This is a genomic window from Streptomyces sp. NPDC034037, assembly GCF_055575715.1.
The window spans coordinates 890,353-909,398 of record NZ_JBVISC010000003.1; the positions used below are offsets into that span (position 1 = coordinate 890,353).

The following is a 19,046-nucleotide window of genomic DNA, read 5'->3' on the forward strand; positions in this document are numbered from 1 at the left end:
GGGCCTCACCCACGGCCCATGGGGACGATCGTCCGGCTGAAGCCCCATGGAGCCTTTCGCCGAGAGGCGACCGCCCTCCGCACGCCACCACCGACGACCCCGGCTGGTCTCCCCCGTCCAGCCGGGGTCTTCTCATGCCCGGACCCGGCACGACCCGGACCCGGCAGGAAGCCGGGCCTGGCAGGAAACCGGGCCTGGCAGGAAACCGGGCCCGGGCGGCGAGGCGGGTTCAGGCGCCCATCAGGGGCGTCCGGGTGGGGCTGTGCAGGGGGTCGGCCAGCTCGGCGAGCGCCTTCTCCAGGCCGTGCAGATGGGCCAGCGCCGGTTCGGCCACGGAGCCGTGGGGCACGGTCGCGGGCCCGGTCAGGCGGCCGCGCGCACCCTCCGCCGGGCCGGTGAGCGCCTCCACCGCCACCTCCACGCGCCAGCACGCGGCGGCGAGCCGGTCGTCGTGGGAGGCCTCCGGGTCGGCGGCGATGGACGCCAGGCCGCGGACCTGACGGGCGCAGTCGTCGAGCAGCAGGAGCACCTGGCGGGCGCGCTCCTTGCGGGCGCGCAACGGGCTGAGCGGGTGCACGAGCGGAGCGAGCGAGAGGCGCACCCGGCCGAGGAGCTGCTCCAGTTCGGCGACGCGGGGCGCGGGGTCGGCCGACTCGGACCCGGCGAGCCGGGCGGCGGCCTCCGCCGTGCAGGCGTGCACGCACCGCAGGGCGCGCTGGATCCAGGCGTGGGTGGTGGCGTGGGTGGTGACGGGCAGGATCAGCAGCACGGCGAGCGCGGCGCCGAGCGCCCCGACCCCGGTCTCGGCGACGCGCAGGGCGAGCAGGGCCGGGTTCAGCACGCCGAGCAGCCCGTAGAGGACGCCGGCCATGACCGTGACGGCGAGCATCATCCACGTATAGGACACGGCGGCCGTGTAGAAGATCCCGAAGACGCTGACGGCGACGATGATCGCGGAGGGGACGGGCGCGCCGTGCAGCGGCACGGCGACGACGAGGCCGAGGGCGATGCCGATCACTGTGCCGAGCACCCTGCGGAAGCCTCGGACGAGGGTCTCCCCGCTGGAGGCGGTGTTCACGAACACCCACCAGGTGGCGCCGACGGCCCAGTACCACCGCTGGTCGGAGAGCACCTGCCCGACGGCCAGCGCGAAGGCGCCGCCCGCGACGGCCTGGATCGCCTGGCGGGTGGTCGTACGGGCCAGTCCGGTGCCGGCGGGCGCGGCGGGCAGGACGGGGGGCGGGAGCCGCCGCTCGTAGCACCAGGCGCCGAACCGCACGGCGGAGGAGGCGCACAGCGACACCAGGACGGCGGCGTACAGCTCGGGGAGCTGGGCGGGCACGGTGTGCAGGAACTGCGTCGCGAAGAACATCATGAACCCGAACACCCCGAGCGAGTGCCCGCGCGGCCCCCACCGCCGCGCGTAGACACCTGCGCCCATCACGGCCAGGAAGGCGACGTCCCGGGCCACGGGCACGTCGTGCAGCACGGCGGCCAGGGCGAGGACGGGGAAGCCCACGGCCGGCAGCAGCGCGGTGGTGACCGCCTGCGCCCGCACGGTCGCGTCGGACACGGTGAAGAGCGCGAGCAGAGCGGCGAGCCCGCCGGCGATCGCCGGCACGAGCGAATGCCCGGCCAGCCCGCACACGGCCACCGCCAACGCGATGCCGACGACGGCCCGCGAGGCGAAACGCAACCGCGCCCGTCCCGGATCCGGCGCCACGAACACCCTCTTCAGCACGGTCTGCCCGCCCCTTTCCTGAGCTGTCGCCCGTCCACATGAAAAAGGCGCCACGGAGGGATCCCGCAGCGCCATCGACAGACCCATCAGACCATCCGGACCCTCTGTGGCTCAACTGGATGCCATCCGACTGGGCCAATGGCCCAGATCACGCACGCCGAGGTGCCCGGCGGGAAGGCCAACGGATTGGGCGATCGGCTGAGCACTCCGCGGATGCCGGCGGGGCTAAGGCGTCCCGTCGGTCTCCGCCCCGGGCACCGGTCGCCGGAGCAGGTAGCCGCCGGCCGTCGCCACCAGGAGCGTCATGCACGCGATGAACACCAGGCCGGCGCCCTCCAGGCCGATCGGTCCCGCCAGCAGTCCGACGCCGATGACCGGCACCGAGATGCCCGCGTACGCCACCACGAACAGGGCCGAGACCACGGCCGCCCGCTGGTTCGCCCCGGCTGCCCCGGCCACCGCGGCCAGCGCCCCGCGGAACGCCAGCCCCTGCCCGATGCCGCCGACGACCGCGCTCAGCACGACCAGCACCAGCAGTTCCCACCACAGCGCGCCCGCCAGCAGCGCGAGCCCGGCGAGGAGCGCGGCGCAGCCCAGCGGCAGCGAACGGAACACACCGACTCGGCCGACGGCCAGTTGACCGGCGGTCGAGGCGAAGAAGAGCAGCGCGACGACCGCCCCGCTCACCGCGTGGTCGCGCACGCCCAAGGACTGGGCGAGGAACGACGGGCTGACCGACGTGAACACGCCGGACAGGGCGAACCCCACGAAGGCGGCGGCCGCCGCGGGCCCGAAAACCCTCCGCACCCTCGGGGGCAGGCCGGGCCGCCGCGGGCGGACGGTGCTCAGCGGGCGCCGCTCCCGGACCGTCTCCGGCAGCCGCAGCAGGACGACGGCCGAGCAGGCCACCAGCGCGAGATGGACGGCGAACGGCAGGTACAGCGGCCGGTCGGCGTACTGGGCGAGCACCCCGGCGAGCAGCGGACCGCAGCCGAGGCCGCCCATGTTGGCGGCGGTCGCCAGGAAGGTGCCCCGCGCACCACCGCCGTGCGGGCCCAGTTCCAGGACGTACGCCGTGGCGGCACCGGTGAACAGCCCTGCCGACAGGCCGGACAGCAGTCGGCCCGCGTACAGCCAGCCTGGCCCGGTGGCGGACAGGAAGCAGACGGCGCTCAGTGCGGCGCAGCCCAGGCCGCACAGCAGCACCGGCCGTCTGCCCACGGCGTCCGAGGCGTTGCCCGCCAGCAGCAGGACTCCGATGACCCCGGCCGCGTAGACGGCGTACACGACCGTGATCGTCAGCTCGGAGAAACCGAACTTCTGCTGGTAGAGGCCGTAGAGGGGGGCCGGCAGTGTCGTGCCGGCCATGCACACGGCGAACACCGCCCCGCCGAGAAGGCACTGGCGCCGGCCTCGAAGGTCACCGTCCATACGGGCGACGGTATCGCCCTGTTCCGCTCGCGGCCCGGTGCGCCGCCGGCCGTGTGCCCCGCTCCGCGGAAGGCGGCGCGCGGTACCTAGTCGGCCGGCGGGATCGGCCGGTGGCCGTCGGGCGGGGAGTGGTCCTCGCGGCTGCTCAGGCGGTGCAGTCTCAGGGCCAGTTGCAGTTCGAGGGCGCTGGTGGGGTCGTTCCAGTCGGCGCCGAGCAGCTGGGCGACCCGGTCCAGCCGCTGCACGACGGTGTTGACGTGGACGTGCAGGGCGTCCTTCGCCCTGGACAGGCTCGCGCCCTGCGCGTAGTAGGCGTCGAGCGTGCGGACCAGTTCGGTGCCGCGCTGCTGGTCGTAGGCGAGAACAGGGCCGAGGTAGCGGCGCACGAAGCCGTCGAGATCCGCTCGGTCGCCGAGCAGGACACCGAGGAAGCCCAGCCCCGCGAGGTCGCTGCCGTCCCCGGTGCGGCCCAGGGCGTGCAGGGCGTTGAGGCAGCGGCCGGCCTCCGTGTACGCGCCCGGGAGCTGGTCGGGTCCCGTGGCCGGTCCCGCCCCGCCCACGGTGACGGGCGCGCCGGCGGCCTTGCCGAGGTCCTCGGCGAGGGCGGCGGCGAGCGCGCCGGGAGCCGTCGACGGGACGAGCAGGACGATGTGGCCGTTGTGGACGCCCGCGAGCCCGCCCAGCGCGCGGGCGCCGCGCACGGCTTCCGCGAACAGGTGCGAGCGCGGTTCGCCGTCGGTGTCCAGGGCGAGGACGGCATGGGGCCGGGAGAGGTTGACGCCGAGTCTGCGGGCGCGCAGCGCCAGGCTTCCGCTGTCGTGGCGTCCGCCGGGCCGGTGGGAGGTGAGCAGGTCGTCGAGGAGCTCTCCCCGGACGCGGTCCTCGGCCTCGGCGACGGTGCGGCGCAGCAGCAGGAGGAGGGCGGCGACCAGGGCGGCGCGTTCGAACAGGCGGCGGTCGGCGTCGGTCAGGTCGGCGCGTCCGGTCAGGGTGATGCTGCCGAGGAGTTCCGGCCCGGCCAGCACGGCGCACACCCAGGCGCCGTCGACCGGGACGGCGCGGCCGCCGGTGCGGGAGGCCGTGATGTCCCGTGGGGAGGGGAGGAGGGGGTCGGTGCCGGCTCGGGCCAGCTCCGTGCCGTCCGGGTCGTGCAGGGCGATGCCGCCGCCGAGCAGCGCGGCGATCTCGCGGACCAGGTCGTTCACGGTCGCGCCGCGCAGGACCAGGTCGGTGAGGCGGTCGTGGGCGTCGGCGGCGCGGCGCAGTGCCGTGCTGTGGGCCCGGGCCCTCTCGTTGGCCGCGTTGAGGTCGACCAGCGCGGAGCGGGTCTCCTCGAGCATGCGCGCGCCGTCGATGGCGACGGCGGCGTGGTCGGCGAGCGAGGTGAGCAGGGCGATGGCGTCCGGCGGGAAGTCGCGGGTGGTGCGGTCGGCGGCGAAGAGCACGCCGATGACGCGTGTCCCGACGCGCAGGGGCACGCCGAGGATTCCCCGCAGCCCTTCCTCCAGGACCGCTTCGTCGATGGCCCGGGTGTGCTTGAAGCGGGAGTCGGTGCGGTAGTCGGCGCTGGTGTAGGGGCGGGCGGTCTGGGCGACGAGTCCGCCCAGGCCCTCGCCCATGCCGAGGCGCAGTTGTTGGAAGCGGGCGGAGACCGAGCCGTCGGTGACCCGCATGTAGGTGTCGTGGGCGACGGGGTCGTTGAGCGTGAGGTAGGCGGCGTCGGTGCCGAGCAGCGTTCGGGCGCGGTGGACGATGGCGCGCAGCACGGCGTCCAGGTCGCGCAGGGCGGCGAGGTCGCCGGCGGTGTCGAAGAGCGCGGCCAGCTCGGCCTCGCGTCTGCGGTGCTGGTCGAGGGTGCGGCGGATGTCCAGCGCGATCCTGGTGGCGTCCTCCAGGAGGGACCGCTCCTCGGGCGGAAGCGGGGCGGTGGAGGCGTCGTCGCCCGAGGGGCGGGTGAACTGCTCGGCGGGTGCCCCGGAGGCCAGCAGGGTCAGCAGTTGTCCGAGGGCCACCATCGCACTGTGTGCCGCCGCGCGGTACGAGCGGTCCTTCACGGTGCTCATGATGGCACTCCTTCCGTCATCCCGGGGACTGTCTTGCGGGGAGGCCGGGGCTTTCCCGGTGCGGCCGGGGCCTTCCCGGTGCGGCCGGGGCAAGTCCGGGGCGGCCGGGGCGTCTCCGGTCAGCCCCTGTCCGGGCCGGCGGGCGCGGGCGTCCGTCGGCGTGGGCGGACCGGGGCGTCGGCCGTCGTGGCGAGGGTGAGGTCGCGGCCCCGGGTCTCCCTGGCGAAGGCGACGGTGAGGGTGGTGACGACCGCGGCCAGGCACAGGTAGAGGGCCACGGGGACGGCGGAGTCGTACTCCTTGAGCAGTTCGACCGCGATGATCGGTGCCGGCGCGCCGGCCACGATGGACGCGAGCTGGGAGCCCATGGAAGCGCCCGAGTAGCGGACCTTGGTGTCGAACATCTCGGAGATGAAGGCGGCCTGGGGGCCGTACATGGCGCCGTGCAGCAGCAGGCCGACGGTCACCGCGAAGGTGATGACGGCGAACGACCTGGAGTCGAGCAGGGCGAAGAAGGCGAAGGCCCACAGCGCCATGCCGGCCGAGCCGATCAGGGTGACCGGCCGGCGTCCGATCCGGTCGGAGAGCGCGCCCCACAGGGGGATCGTGACGAAGTGGACGGCCGAGGCGATCAGGACGGCGTTCAGCGCGGTGCTCTTGGGCAGGTCCAGGTGGCTGGTGACGTAGACGAGGAGGAAGGCGGTGAGGATGTAGTAGGAGATGTTCTCGCCGAACCGGGTGCCGATCGCGGTCAGGACCTCCCGCCGGCTGCGGCGGAACACCTCGACCACCGGCGGCTGTTCCTTGATGCCGCGGGCGGCGTCGGCCTCGGCCCTGGCCTTGGCGGCGAGGAAGACGGGGGACTCGGAGACGGAGATGCGGATCCACAGGCCGACGACGACCAGGACGCCGGAGAGCAGGAAGGGGATGCGCCAGCCCCACGCGGTGAAGTCCTCCTCCGACTGGACCGCGGCGAGCAGGGCGAGGACACCGGTGGCCAGGAGGTTGCCGCCAGGGGCACCGGCCTGCGGCCAGGAGGCCCAGAAGCCGCGCTGCTTGTCGCCGCCGTGCTCGGAGACGATGAGGACCGCGCCGCCCCATTCGCCGCCCAGCGCGAACCCCTGGACGAGGCGGAGCACGGTGAGCAGGATGGGCGCGCCGACGCCGATGGTGTCGTAGGTGGGCAGCAGGCCCATGGCGAACGTGGCCCCACCCATCATGAGCAGGCTCACGACGAGCAGTTTCTTGCGCCCGACCTTGTCGCCGAAGTGCCCGAACACCACGCCGCCGAGGGGCCGGGCGGCGAAGCCGATCGCGTAGGTGACGAAGGCGATCAGGGTGCCCACGAGGGGGTCGACGGTGGGGAAGAAGAGGGTGTTGAACACCAGCGCGGCGGCGGAGCCGTAGAGGAAGAAGTCGTACCACTCGATGGTGGTGCCGATCAGGCTCGCGCCGACGATACGGGCGATGCCGGGAGAGCGGCCTGGCGGGGTGGGGCCGGTGGCGGCCGGGGCGTCGGGCATGTGTCACCACTTTCGGGGAGGGGCGGTGAGGGACGGGAGCGGTGCGTCGGAAGCGGGGCGTCGAGGGGCGGGGCGGTCAGCTCGCTCCCCAGCCGCCGTAGAAGGGCGGGGCGGTCAGCTCGCTCCCCAGCCGCCGTCGAGGGGCAGTGACGCCCCGGTGACGGAGCCGGTGTGCGGCCCGCACAGCCACAGGGCGGCGGCGGCCACCTCTTCGGGCTCCAGGAGCCGCTTGAGCGGAGCGCGGGTGAGCAGGACGTCGGACAGGACGTCGTCGGGGCTGACGCCGTGGGCGGCGGCCTGGTCCTGGATCTGGCCCTCGACCATCGGGGTGCGGACATAGCCGGGGTTCACGCAGTTGCTGGTCACCCCGTGCGGCGCACCCTCGATCGCGGTGACTTTGCTGAGGCCCTCCAAGGCGTGCTTGGCCGTGACGTAGGCACTCTTGTAAGCGCTGGCGCGCAGGCCGTGGACGCTGGAGATGTTGACGACGCGGCCCCAGCCGGCGGCGTACATGTGCGGCAGCACCCGGCGGATCAGCAGGAAGGGGGCCGTGACCATCACCTGCTGCATGAGCGCGAAGCGCTCCGGCGGGAACTCGTGGAGCGCGGCGACGTGCTGGAGTCCGGCGTTGTTGACGAGGACGTCGATGGCGCGGGGCAGGGTGTCGATGGCGTCCGGGTCGGCCAGGTCGGCGGTGTGCGCCACTGCACCGATGGCGTCGGCGACCGTCTTGGCCTTCTCGGCGTCCACGTCGACCACGTGGACCTCGGCGCCGGCCGCGGCGAGGGCGGCGGCGCACGCCCGGCCGATGCCGCTGCCGCCGCCGGTCACCAGCGCGGCCCGGCCGGACAGGTCCACACCGCCCGTCGACGGGAGGGGCGAGGCGGCCGGCCCCGACGGTTGCGAGGTGGTGAATTGCCTGGTCATGGCCGGAACAGTAGAGACACCCCGCCGTCTCTCCTATGGGATCCGGCACCACAATCACCCGCCGCCGTATGGTGATCGGCCCCATAACGGCCCAGGTCCGGTGGCGCTACGGCCGGGCGTGGGGGGACGGCGAACCGTGCGGCTCCTTGCCCCGCCGCTCCCCCGGCGGGGCCGGCTCCTCGGACCGCCGCCGGTCCAGGCGGGCCACCACCGGGCCGGCCGTGACACCGTGCAGTACGACGGAGACCAGCACCGTGAAGGTCACCACCGCCCACAACTCCCGCTCAGGGACCAGGAAGTCCTGTTGGCCCAGCGCGTAGGCGAGGTAGTACAGCGAGCCGATGCCACGGATGCCGTACCCCGCCACGACCCAGCGCTCCCGGCCCCGCAAGCGGCCGCCGAGCAGCCCGGCCCAGCCGGCCAGCGGCCGGATCACCAGCAGGAGCAGCAGGCCGGTCGCCGCGCCCCGCCAGGTCAGCGGCGCCAGGCCGCCCAGCGCGATGAAGGCACCCAGCAGGAAGAGCAGGGTCGCGGTCAGCAGCCGCTCGACCTGTTCGACGAAGTCGTGCAGCACGTTGTGGAAGCCGTGGGCGCGCTCGGCCGCCCTGACGGCGCAGGCGGTGGTGAACACGGCGAGGAAGCCGTAGCCGCCGGCGAGTTCGGTCACCCCGTACGCCAGGAAGGTGGCGGCCAGCGCGACGAACCCCTCCCGGTACTCGGCCAGCCGCAGCACGGAGGAGCGGGTGCGGAAGAACAGCCAGCCCAGCAGTTTGCCGATCAGCAGCCCGCAGACCACGCCGAGCACGCACTTGAGCACGACCTCCTTCGCCGCCCAGGCGCCGATCCACTCCCCCGACCAACCGCCGCCCGCGGCGGCGGCCAGCGCGATGGCCGCGTAGGTGAGGGGGAAGGCGAGGCCGTCGTTGAGTCCCGCCTCGCTGGTGAGGGCGAACCGCACCTCGTCCTCGTCGTGTTTGTCCTCGGTGGGTTCCCCGACGCGCACCTCCGAGGCGAGCACGGGGTCCGTGGGCGCGAGGACCGCGGCGAGCAGCAGCGCGGCGGCCGGCGGCCAGTCCAGCAGCCACCAGGCCACCAGGGCGGTCGCGAGGACGCTCATCAGCATGGTCACGCCGAGGAGCCGCCAGGTCGAGGCCCACAGGCGCCGGCCCACCGGCCGGTTGAGCGCGAGCCCCGCACCCATCAGGGCGATGATGACGCAGATCTCGGTCACATGCTCCGTCAGGACCCGCTGCTCCACCGGGTCGACCGCCGGCAACGGCAGCGGGAGCAGGTACACGGTGATGCCGCTCACCAGGAACACCACCGGCAGCGACAGGGGCCGCCCCGCGACCACCCGGGGCAGCACCGCCGCGAGCAGCGCTCCCAGGCCCAGCCACGCGAACACCACATCGGAAAGAGTCACCGCGTCTCACCCGTCCTGTTCACGTGCCCGGACGCGCGGCCGGGCGGCGGGCCGGACCCGGTGGACACTCGTCGGCCTGGTGACGCGGGCGGCTCATCTGCACTCCTCTGGTTCGTACGTCTGACCTACGTCTAACCCCAGGAACCACACCGACACCCGGTGATCTTTTGCTACGGCGATGTTGCGATCTCTACGGCGGCATTGCGGGCTCATGGCGGAACCGGCCGATCGCTGGCGTGGCCACCTAATACGGATCAAGCTGCTGACATCCGCCCTTCCGCGGCACCCTCCCGTACCCGTACGCCCGCAGAAAGCCCGACACGCATGTACGCGACCTGTCTTCCCGGCGCCGTCCCGGCGCACCTCACACATGGGGCGGGGAGGTGGTCGGCGTCATGCGCCATGTGACGCGCAAGGCGGCGGGGTGGCTCCTGATGATCGCGGTGGCCACCAACGCCACGTACTTCCTGGCCAGTTGGTTCCTGGACCCGCGTGCCAACTACACGGAGGCGCGGCCCGTCCGCAGCGAGGCGCAGATAGCCCGGGCCCTCGCCCCCTACCACCTGGACCCCGGGGAGCCGCTGGCGCAGCGGTGGTGGCACTGGCTCACCTCGGTGGTCCTCCACTTCGACTGGGGCAGCTCCCCCACCGGCGTCTCCGTCAACGACGAGGTGGGCCACCGCGCTCTCGTCAGCGCGGAGTTGGTCGTCATCGCGACCGTGCTGTCCGTCGTGGTCGGTGTCGCGCTCGCCGTCCACACCGCGTCCCGCCAGTACGGCATCGCCGACCGTGTCTCGCAGGCCGTGTCCATCGCGGTCCTCAACATCCCGACACCGGTCGCCGCGCTCGCCGTGGTCCTCGGCGCCATCTGGCTCAAGGAGCACGTCGGCCTCGGCTTCCTCTATGTGGCCGGAGAGAACTCACCCGACGTCGAAGGAGTGCTCCCGACGATCGGCGACCGCCTCCTCCACCTGATCCTGCCGACGCTCACCCTGACCCTGATGGGATACGTGGGCTACCACCTGACCCAGCGTTCCCTGCTGCTCGACACGATCAACGCCGACTTCGTGCGCACGGCCCAGGCCACCGGCCTCACCCGCGGCCAGGCCGTCCGCGGGCACGCCCTGCGCGCGGCGCTCATCCCGACGGCGGCGTCCGTGGCGTTCAGCGTGCCCGCCATTTTCACCGGCGCCGTCATCACCGAGACGATCTTCGGCTGGAACGGCATGGGCCGCTACTTCATCCAGACCATCGAGAAGAACGACGTGCACGGCACGGTGGCGACGGCCGCGTTCGCCGCGGTGCTCACCGCGATCGGCGCGATCCTCGCGGACATCGCCACGGTCTTCCTCGACCCGAGAGTGCGGGTGAGCTGACATGGCGACAGCGACCAGTACCGCCCGGCCGCGCGCAGACCTCGGCCGCGGCCGGCTCTTCCTGCGCCGCTTCCTGCGCAACCGCCTCGCCGTCGCCGGCGTCGCGATCCTCGCCCTGCTCCTGCTGTTCAGCGCCTTCGGCGGCCTGTTCACGTCCTACGCCCACACCGACGCCGACTTCACGGCCCTGACCCGGCCGCCGAGCGACCTGCACTGGTTCGGCACCAACCAGAGCGGCAACGACATCTACGCCTGCGCGGTGCACGGACTGCGGCGCTCGCTGGTGATCGCCGTGAGCGTATCCGTCCTGACGGTCGCCGTGGCCACGCTGATCGGCTCCGGCGCCGCGTACTTCGGCGGCCGCGTGCAGAGCCTGACCCTCGCCGTCATCCACTTCCTGCTGATCGTCCCCTCGTTCCTCATCCTCGCCCTGGTCTCCCACCACCTCGCCGGCGACTGGCGCGCCCTCATCGCCGTGCTGACCGTGTTCGGCTGGATGTCCACCGCCCGGGTCATCTGGTCCGTCTCGACCTCGCTGCGCGAACGGGACTACGTGCGGGCGGCGCAGTTCATGGGCGTCCACCCGCTGGGCATCATCGTGCGGCACATCATCCCCAACCTCGGCTCCCTGATCATCGTCAACCTGACACTCGGCGTCGTCACGACCGTGCTCAGCGAGACGGCCCTGTCGTTCCTCGGCTTCGGCGTCCAGACACCGGACGTCTCCCTCGGCACGATGCTCGCCGACGGGGCGACCACCATCACCAGCGCCCCCTGGCTCTTCGCCTTCCCCGCGGGCCTCGTGGTCCTGCTCACCGTCTCCATGACCTTCATCGGCGACGGACTGCGCGACGCCCTCGACCCCACCTCCGTCACCGGCGCGGCGGGAGGCCGACGATGACACTCGCCATTCCCCGGCACGACGAACCCCTCTCCCCCACCGGCGCCGCCCCCGTGCTGTCCGTACGGGACCTGCGGATCTCCTTCCCCTCCGAGGCAGGCCCCGTCGAAGCGGTGCGCGGCATCAGCTTCGACCTGCTGCCGGGCCGCACGCTTTGCATCGTCGGCGAGTCCGGTTCGGGCAAGTCGGCCACCGCGACGGGCATCATGGGCCTGCTGCCGCCGACCGCCGAGGTGCGCGGCCAGGTCCGGCTCGACGGTCAGGAGCTGATCGGCCTCGACGACCGGGCGCTGTCGCGGATACGGGGCAAGTCCATCGGCATGGTCTTCCAGGACCCCCTGTCCGCGCTCACGCCCATCTTCTCCGTCGGCAGACTGCTGCGCGACGCGCTCCGGGTCCACCAGGACCTCAGCAGGAAGGCCGCCTGGGAACAGGCCGTCGAACTGCTCGACCTCGTCGGTATCCCCGACCCGCGCAACCGGGCCTCGGCCTTCCCGCACGAGTTCTCCGGCGGCATGCGCCAGCGGGTGGTCATCGCCCTGGCGATCGCCAACCGGCCGCGGGTGCTCGTGGCCGACGAACCCACCACCGCGCTGGATGTCACCGTGCAGGCGCAGATCCTCGACGTGCTGCGCCTCGCGCAGCGGGAGACCGGCGCCGGCCTCGTCCTGATCACCCACGACCTCGGCGTCGTGGCCGGCCACGCGGACGACGTCGCCGTCATGTACGCGGGCCGCTTCGTGGAGAAGGCGGACGTCCAGGCGCTGTTCCGCCGCCCGACGATGCCCTACACCGCGCGGCTGCTGGCCGCGGTGCCGACCGTGGACAGCGGGGTCCGCCGCCCCCTCGTCGCGATCGGCGGGGAGCCGCCCGCCCCGACGGACCTCGGGGGCGGCTGCCCCTTCGTGAGCCGGTGCGCCGTCGCCATCGACGCGTGCCGCGCCGAGGAACCGGAGCTGCGCCGGATCGACGGACACGGGGACGTGGCCTGCCTGCGCGCCGCCGAGACGGCCGCCGGCACGCTGGATCCCACCGGGGAGGTCACGGCCCCCGACCGGCGGACGGACCCGGAGCACGCCGGGCGCGGCGAAGTGGTGCTGCGCGTCGAGGACCTCGTCAAGACCTTCCCCGTCACCAAGGGGGCGTTCATCAAACGCCGGGTCGGCACGCTGCACGCGGTCAACGGGGTCGGCTTCGAGCTGCGTACCGGAGAGACGCTGGGCCTGGTGGGCGAGTCGGGCAGCGGCAAGACGACGACGCTGCTGGAGATCCTGCGGCTGCGCAGGCCGGAGGGCGGCCGGATCGAGATCGCGGGGAGGGAGGTCGGCGCGACGGCGGCCGCGGACACCGCACTCGGGGGCGCCGACACTCCGGCCGGGTCCGGGCACGGTGTCCGGGCCGGGTCCGGCGGGCGCGGGCGCACCCTGCGGCACGACGTGCAGATCGTCATGCAGGACCCGTTGGGCGCCCTGGACCCGCGGCTGCCCGTCCACCAGCTGCTCGCCGAGCCCCTGCGGGCCGTGGGCCGTGACCGCGAGGCGATCCGCTCGCGCGTCCGGGAGCTGCTGGCGCTCGTCGGTCTCGACGCCTCGATGGCCGACCGCTTCCCGGCCGCGCTCTCGGGAGGCCAGCGCCAACGCGTCGGCATCGCCCGCGCGCTGGCCACGGAGCCGAGACTGCTCGCCCTCGACGAGCCGCTGTCCGCCCTGGACGTCTCGGTGCAGGCCGGGGTGATCAATCTGCTGAACCGGCTCAAGGGCGAGCTGGGGCTCGCCTGTCTGATGGTCGCGCACGATCTCGCCGTGGTCCGCCACCTGTGCGACCGGATCGCGGTGATGTACCTGGGGCACATTGTGGAGACGGGCGACACGGAGACGCTGTTCCGCGACCCGAAGCACCCCTATACGCGGGCCCTGCTCTCCGCGGTCCCCGTACCCGACCCGGTCCGCGAGCGCGCCCGGGAGCGGATCGTCCTGACGGGCGAGCAGCCCGACGCCACGGACCTGCCGCCGGGCTGCGTGTTCATCGACCGCTGCCCGGTGTACCGCCTCGCCGACGAGGGCGTACGGGAGCGCTGCCGCACGGAGCGCCCCGCGACCAGGCCGGTGCCGGGGCGGCCGGACCACGCGTACGCCTGCCACGCCGTGTGACCGGCGCCGACCGGCCGGATCCCCTCCCCGCCACGACCGCCGCCCCGCTTCCCTCTGCCCTTCTCTGCCCTTCTCTGCCCTTCTCTGCCCTTCTCTGCCCTTCTCTTCCCCCCTCTCCGCGACTCTTCGACCCAAGGACGCTCTCCATGCGCGCAAGACTGGCCCTGCCCGTCGCCCTCACCGCAGCCCTCTCCGTCACCGCCACGGCATGCCAGTCATCCGCCGGTGACGCCGCGGGCCCCGGTGGGAGGGGCACCCCGTCCGCCGCCTCGTCGGCCGCCGACTACAACCCGACCCCGTACGACAAGTTGAAGGACGGCGGCACCTACACGACGGCGGGGACGTTCGACGACCAGGGCAACCCCTTCCACGTGAACGCCACGCTGACGGCGTCCCGGGTGTGGGCCTGGTACAACGCGAACGCGATCACCTTCTCGCCGACCGGCGAGGTGCGGTACAACCCGGACTACTTCAGCGACGTGCGGGTGTCCGTCAAGGGCGGCCGCCAGAAGGTCACGCTGACGATCAACAAGAAGGCCGTGTTCAACGACGGGACACCGATCGACTGGACCGCGATCAAAGCCACGTGGCAGGCCAACAACGGCTCCGACAAGGACTACGCGGCCTCGTCCCCGGACGGCTACGCCCAGATCACCGATGTCGCGCGCGGCAAGGACGACAAGCAGGCCGTCCTCACCTTCAAGGGCGTCACCCCCTTCTGGCCCAGCCTGTTCACCACGTTCCTGCACCCGAAGGCGGCGCGGGCCGACAACTTCAACAAGGCATACGTGAAGAAGGCGCACCCCGAGTGGGGTGCCGGCCCGTACACGGTCGGCAAGTGGGACACCCACTCGGGTGACATCACCTTCGTCCGCAACCCGAAGTGGTGGGGCAGGAAGGGCCGGCTCGACAAGCGTGTGTACGTGAACCTGGAGTCGACGGCGGCGGTCAACGCCTTCAAGAACGGCCAACTCGACTACGTCCCCGTGGGCGACGCCGAGAGCCTGCACCAGGTGAAGGGGCTCAAGGGCACCGAGATCCGCAGCGGCGGCAGCCCCTTCGAGTACTCGCTCCACCTCAACACCAGGTCGGCCGTCCTCGGCGACAAGGCGGTGCGCAAGGCGATCCAGGAGAGCGTCGACCGCGGCCAGATCGCTAAAATCCAGTTCCAGGGCCTGGACTACAAGGAGCCGCTGCCCGGCTCGGCCGTGCTCTACAGCTTCCAGAAGGGGTACCGGGACAACGTCGCGGCTGTCCTGAAGTACGACCCCGACCAGGCGAAGAAGGAACTCGACGCGGCGGGCTGGAAGCCCGGGAGCGACGGCGTGCGGGAGAAGGACGGCAAGAAGCTCGAGGTCGGTTACACGCTGCTGGGCGACGACCCGCTGGCCAAGGCCACCGCCGGCGCGTTCGCCGCGATGCTCAAGCCGGTCGGTGTCCGCCTGACCATCAAGAAGGCCGCCCAGGCCGACTTCGCCACCATCCTCAGCGAGCGGAAGTTCGACCTGTTCGTCTCGGGCAACCGCTCCATGGACCCCTTCGGGGCCCGCTACCTGTGCGACTTCTACTGCTCGGACCGCGACTCCAACCTCACCGGGGCCGGCTCCCCGGCGCTGGACAAGGAGATCCGCGCCACGACGGGCATCGCCGACCCCGGCCGGCAGACGGCGGCGGTGAACAAGGTCGAGCAGAAGGCCCTGCGCGACCACGCGCTGCTGCCGCTGTACAGCGGCCCTTCGACGTACGGCGTCAAGAAGGGCCTGGCCAACGTGGGAGCGACGATCTTCCACACCCCGCTGCCGGAGACGGTGGGCTGGGTCGGCGCACGACCGTGACGCCGAAGCGGCCGCACAACTCCCGCCCGCGGCCGAAGCGACCGCACACTCCCGCCCGAGGGTGAAGCCGAGGCGTCCCCGCCCGCGAAAACCCCCGATGTCCGCGCGCCGCATCCGCGCACGGCGCCTGCGCCGAAGAGATGATGCGGCGTGGACATCGACGGAGGGCGGGTGCCGGTGGACGACACGGCCGACGTGGTCATCGTCGGGGGCGGCGCGGCCGGGCTCAGCCTGGCGCACCAGCTGACGCGGACCGGGTCGCTCGCGGTCACGGTGGTGGAGCCGCCGCCGGGCCCGGCGCGGCCCGCCGAACGCACCTGGTGCTACTGGGACCAGGGCCTCGGCGACTTCGGCGAGGCGGTGAGCGCCTCCTGGTCCGGGCTGCGCGTCCACGGCGCCGACGGCCACCCGGTCACCGTCGACCCGGCCCCGCTGCGCTACCTCATGCTGCGGTCCGCCGCCTTCGAGCAGCTGGTGCACTCCCGGCTCGCCCGCTCCCCGCGCGGACGGATCCTGCGGGCGACCGCGGAGGCGGTGCGCGACGTGGCGCACGGCGCGGAGGTCCGCTGCACGACACCGGACGGCCGGACGCTGACCCTCGGCGCCCGGCACGTGTTCGACTCCCGCCCCCCGCGCACCCTGCCCGCGGCGCGCACCCGGCTGCTCCAGCACTTCCGGGGCTGGTTCGTGCGCACGGCCGGCGACCGGTTCGACCCGGCGGTCGCCGACCTGATGGACTTCCGCGTGCCGCAGCCCCGGCACGGGCTCGCCTTCGGCTACGTCCTCCCGCTCGCACCGGACCGGGCGCTCGTGGAGTACACCGGGTTCTCCCGCACCCCGCTGACCACGGCGGCGTACGAAGAGGCGCTCGGTGCCTACACCCGTACGACGCTGCGCCTCGGTCCGCTCACCGTGGAAGCGGCCGAGCAGGGCGTCATCCCGATGACCGACGCCCGCTTCCCGCGCCGCGTCGGACGGTCGGTCTTCCGCATCGGGACCGCGGGCGGCGCCACGCGTCCCGCGACCGGGTACACCTTCGCCGCCGTGCAACGGCAGAGCCGGGCCATCGCCGCCTCCCTGCTCCGCGACGGCCGTGCGAGGGTGCCCCCGCCGCACGGGCGGCGCGCCCTGGCCATGGACGCCGTGCTGCTGCGGGCCCTGGACACCGGGCGGATCGACGGCCCCGACTTCTTCACGGGCCTCTTCCGCAGCACACCGCCGCACCGGCTGCTGCGCTTCCTCGACGGCGCCACCACACCGTGGGAGGACTGGGGCATCGGCCTGCGCGTCCCGGTGGGCCCGATGCTCGGGACCGCCGTCGAGCTCCCCTTCCTGCGACGCCGTTCCCACCCGGCACCGGCCGCCGCCCCCCGACCCGAGGACAGCCCTTGACGACACTCCTGCGCGACCGCGAACTGGCCCACGCCTTCGACGACGCCGCGCGCTCCTACGACCTCCTCACCGCCCTCAACCCCGGCTACCGCACCGACCTGCTCCGCTCGGCTCGACGGCTGCGGCTGCCCGACGAAGGGGCGGGGCTGCACGTCCTGGACCTGGGCTGCGGCACCGGCACCTCGACCCGCGCCCTGCTCCGGGCCGCGCCGCGGGCCCGGATCACCGCCGTCGACGCCTCGGCGGGGATGCTGCGCCGGGCCGCGGCCAAGACGTGGCCCGCGGGGGTGACCTTCCTGCACCTGAGCGCCGAGGAACTGGCGACGGCGGGCCACGGCCCGTTCGACGCGGTCTTCGCCGCCTACCTGTTCCGCAACGTGAGCGACCCGGACGCTGTCCTCGCGTCCGTGCGGGGCCTGTTGCGGCCCGGCGGGCGGCTCGCCGTCCACGAGTACAGCCTCAGCGGCTCGCCCGCCCACCGGGCCCTGTGGACCGCCGTCTGCCACGGTGTGATCATCCCGGCCGGCACGCTGGGCGGCGACCGCGCGCTCTACCGTCACCTGTGGCGCAGCGTCCTCGCCTTCGACACCGCGCCGGCCTTCGCCGAGCGGCTGACCCGAGCCGGCTTCACCGGCGTACGGGCCGCCCCGGTGGCCGGATGGCAGACGGGCCTCGTGCACACCTTCCTCGCCGGCGCCGCCCCGGGGACCGCCCGATGACCGCGTCCCGGAGCGGCGCCCGGCGGGGCCGTGACCGCAAGGCCGAGACGCTGCTGCCCCCGCCGGGCGGAAGCCGTTTCGCGCCCCGCGACGCGCCGCGCGCGGCCGTGGTCGGCGGCGGGGTCGCCGGGCTGGCCGCGGCCACCCTGCTGGCGGAGCGCGGCGCCCGCGTGACCCTCTATGAACAGGGGGAGTCGCTCGGCGGCCGGCTCGCCGGGTGGCGCACCCGCCTGGCGGACGGTTCCACGGCGACCATGAGCCGCGGCTTCCACGCCTTCTTCCGGCAGTACTACAACCTGCGCGGCCTCCTGCGGCGCACGGACCCCGCCCTCGCACGGCTCACCGCCCTGCCCGACTATCCGCTGCGGCACAGCGGCGGGCTCACCGACAGCTTCGCCCGCATCCCGCGCACCCCGCCGCTCAGCGCCCTCGGCTTCGTCGCCCTCAGCCCCACCTTCGGCGCACGGGACCTCGTCGGCATGAACGCCCGGGCGGCGCTGCCGCTGCTCGACGTGCGCGTACCCGAGGTGTACGAACGTTTCGACGGGGTCAGCGCCACCGCGTTCCTGGACCGGGTCGGCTTCCCCGAGGCCGCGCACCACCTGGCCTTCGAGGTGTTCTCGCGCAGTTTCTTCGCCGACCCGCGCGAACTGTCCGCCGCCGAGCTGATCCTGATGTTCCACATCTACTTCCTCGGCTCGGCGGAGGGCCTGCTCTTCGACGTGCCGAACGAGCCCTTCCCGCAAGCCCTGTGGGAACCGCTCGGCGCCTATCTGGAGCGCCTGGGGGCGGACATCCGCACCGGCACGCCCGTGCACGGCGTCGATCCGCGCGACGGTGGGGCCGACGTGCGCGCCGGCCGGACGGTGGACCGCCACGACGTCGTGGTCCTCGCCCTGGACAGCGCCGGGCTGCGCGGGGTGGTGGCCGCGTCGCCCGGGCTCGGCACCCCGGCCTGGCGCGAGGACATCGCGGCCCTGCGCACCGCCCCGCCGTTCCTCGTCTCCCGGCTCTGGCTCGACCGGCCGGTCCGCGCCGACCGCGCCGGTTTCCTCGGCACCAGCGGGTACGGCGGGCTGGACAACATCAGCGTCCTGGAGCGCTACGAGGGCGAGGCCGCCCGCTGGGCGGCCCGCACCGGGGGCTCGGTGGTGGAGCTGCACGCCTATGCCGTGGACGAGCGGGCCGACCGGGAGGGCGTGCAGCGCGCACTGGTGGAGCGGCTGCGCGAGGTGTACGCCGAGACCCGCGCCGCCCGGATCGTGGACGCCCGGCACGAATGGCGCGCCGACTGCCCGCTGTTCCCCACCGGCTCCTACCACCGGCGCCCCCGGGTGCGCGGCCCTCATCCCTGGCTGGCCCTGGCCGGTGACGCGGTGCGCTGCGACCTTCCCGTGGCGCTGATGGAACGCGCCGCCACCACCGGGTTCCTCGCCGCCAACGCCCTGCTCGCCGAGCGCGGGGTCCGCGGCCAGGTCCTGTGGACGGTGCCCAGGGCCGGGCGTTCCGTAGCGCTGCGGGCGCTGGGCGCGCTCGCGGCGCGGTGATCCGCCCGGCCGCCGGGT

13 protein-coding genes are annotated in these 19,046 nt (G+C 73.5%); 7 read left to right on the plus strand and 6 right to left on the minus strand.

From position 1 onward, the window contains the following. Window positions 1-229: 229 nt before the first annotated feature. From ACZ516_RS14510 to ACZ516_RS14535, 6 genes are all read right to left on the minus strand, one after another. Window positions 230-1,741 carry an FUSC family protein gene (locus ACZ516_RS14510; RefSeq protein ID WP_358584429.1) on the minus strand — a complete coding sequence of 504 codons (1,512 nt, stop codon included), beginning with the start codon at window positions 1,739-1,741 and terminating at the stop codon, window positions 230-232. A 225-nt stretch (window positions 1,742-1,966) separates the two neighbouring features. After that, window positions 1,967-3,172 carry an MFS transporter gene (locus tag ACZ516_RS14515; RefSeq protein WP_469010339.1) on the minus strand — a complete coding sequence of 402 codons (1,206 nt, stop codon included), beginning with the start codon at window positions 3,170-3,172 and terminating at the stop codon, window positions 1,967-1,969. Window positions 3,173-3,258: 86 nt separating this feature from the next. Further along, window positions 3,259-5,235, minus strand: coding sequence for a helix-turn-helix domain-containing protein (locus ACZ516_RS14520; protein WP_469010340.1), 1,977 nt, complete (start codon window positions 5,233-5,235; stop codon window positions 3,259-3,261). 119 nt (window positions 5,236-5,354) lie between these two features. Further along, window positions 5,355-6,758 (minus strand): MFS transporter, encoded by a 1,404-nt coding sequence (locus ACZ516_RS14525; RefSeq protein ID WP_469010342.1) that lies wholly within the window; start codon window positions 6,756-6,758, stop codon window positions 5,355-5,357. Window positions 6,759-6,872: 114 nt separating this feature from the next. Beyond that, window positions 6,873-7,616 carry a 3-hydroxybutyrate dehydrogenase gene (locus ACZ516_RS14530; protein WP_361087804.1) on the minus strand — a complete coding sequence of 248 codons (744 nt, stop codon included), beginning with the start codon at window positions 7,614-7,616 and terminating at the stop codon, window positions 6,873-6,875. A 175-nt stretch (window positions 7,617-7,791) separates the two neighbouring features. Beyond that, entirely contained in the window at window positions 7,792-9,108 is a 1,317-nt protein-coding gene (locus ACZ516_RS14535) for a cation:proton antiporter (RefSeq protein WP_469010343.1), read from the minus strand. Window positions 9,109-9,503: 395 nt separating this feature from the next. On the opposite strand from ACZ516_RS14535, the gene ACZ516_RS14540 reads away from it, so the two are divergent. From ACZ516_RS14540 to ACZ516_RS14570, 7 genes are all read left to right on the plus strand, one after another. Continuing rightward, entirely contained in the window at window positions 9,504-10,484 is a 981-nt protein-coding gene (locus ACZ516_RS14540) for an ABC transporter permease (RefSeq protein ID WP_361087751.1), read from the plus strand. A 1-nt stretch (window position 10,485) separates the two neighbouring features. Next, complete coding sequence (locus ACZ516_RS14545; RefSeq protein WP_358584423.1) at window positions 10,486-11,385, plus strand: ABC transporter permease; 900 nt, start codon at window positions 10,486-10,488, stop codon at window positions 11,383-11,385. Further along, window positions 11,382-13,535 (plus strand): dipeptide ABC transporter ATP-binding protein, encoded by a 2,154-nt coding sequence (locus ACZ516_RS14550; protein ID WP_469010345.1) that lies wholly within the window; start codon window positions 11,382-11,384, stop codon window positions 13,533-13,535. The genes ACZ516_RS14545 and ACZ516_RS14550 overlap by 4 nt, the downstream gene beginning before the upstream one ends. Before the next feature lie 146 nt (window positions 13,536-13,681). Continuing rightward, window positions 13,682-15,370 (plus strand): ABC transporter family substrate-binding protein, encoded by a 1,689-nt coding sequence (locus tag ACZ516_RS14555; RefSeq protein ID WP_469010347.1) that lies wholly within the window; start codon window positions 13,682-13,684, stop codon window positions 15,368-15,370. A gap of 156 nt (window positions 15,371-15,526) precedes the next feature. Next, window positions 15,527-16,762, plus strand: coding sequence for a lycopene cyclase family protein (locus ACZ516_RS14560; protein WP_361087800.1), 1,236 nt, complete (start codon window positions 15,527-15,529; stop codon window positions 16,760-16,762). Further along, on the plus strand, window positions 16,759-17,481 hold the full coding sequence (locus ACZ516_RS14565; RefSeq protein WP_361087739.1) for a class I SAM-dependent methyltransferase: 723 nt from the start codon (window positions 16,759-16,761) through the stop codon (window positions 17,479-17,481). The genes ACZ516_RS14560 and ACZ516_RS14565 overlap by 4 nt, the downstream gene beginning before the upstream one ends. Beyond that, window positions 17,478-19,028: an FAD-dependent oxidoreductase gene (locus ACZ516_RS14570; protein ID WP_361087736.1), complete on the plus strand. Its 1,551-nt coding sequence runs from the start codon at window positions 17,478-17,480 to the stop codon at window positions 19,026-19,028. The genes ACZ516_RS14565 and ACZ516_RS14570 overlap by 4 nt, the downstream gene beginning before the upstream one ends. Window positions 19,029-19,046 lie beyond the last annotated feature (18 nt).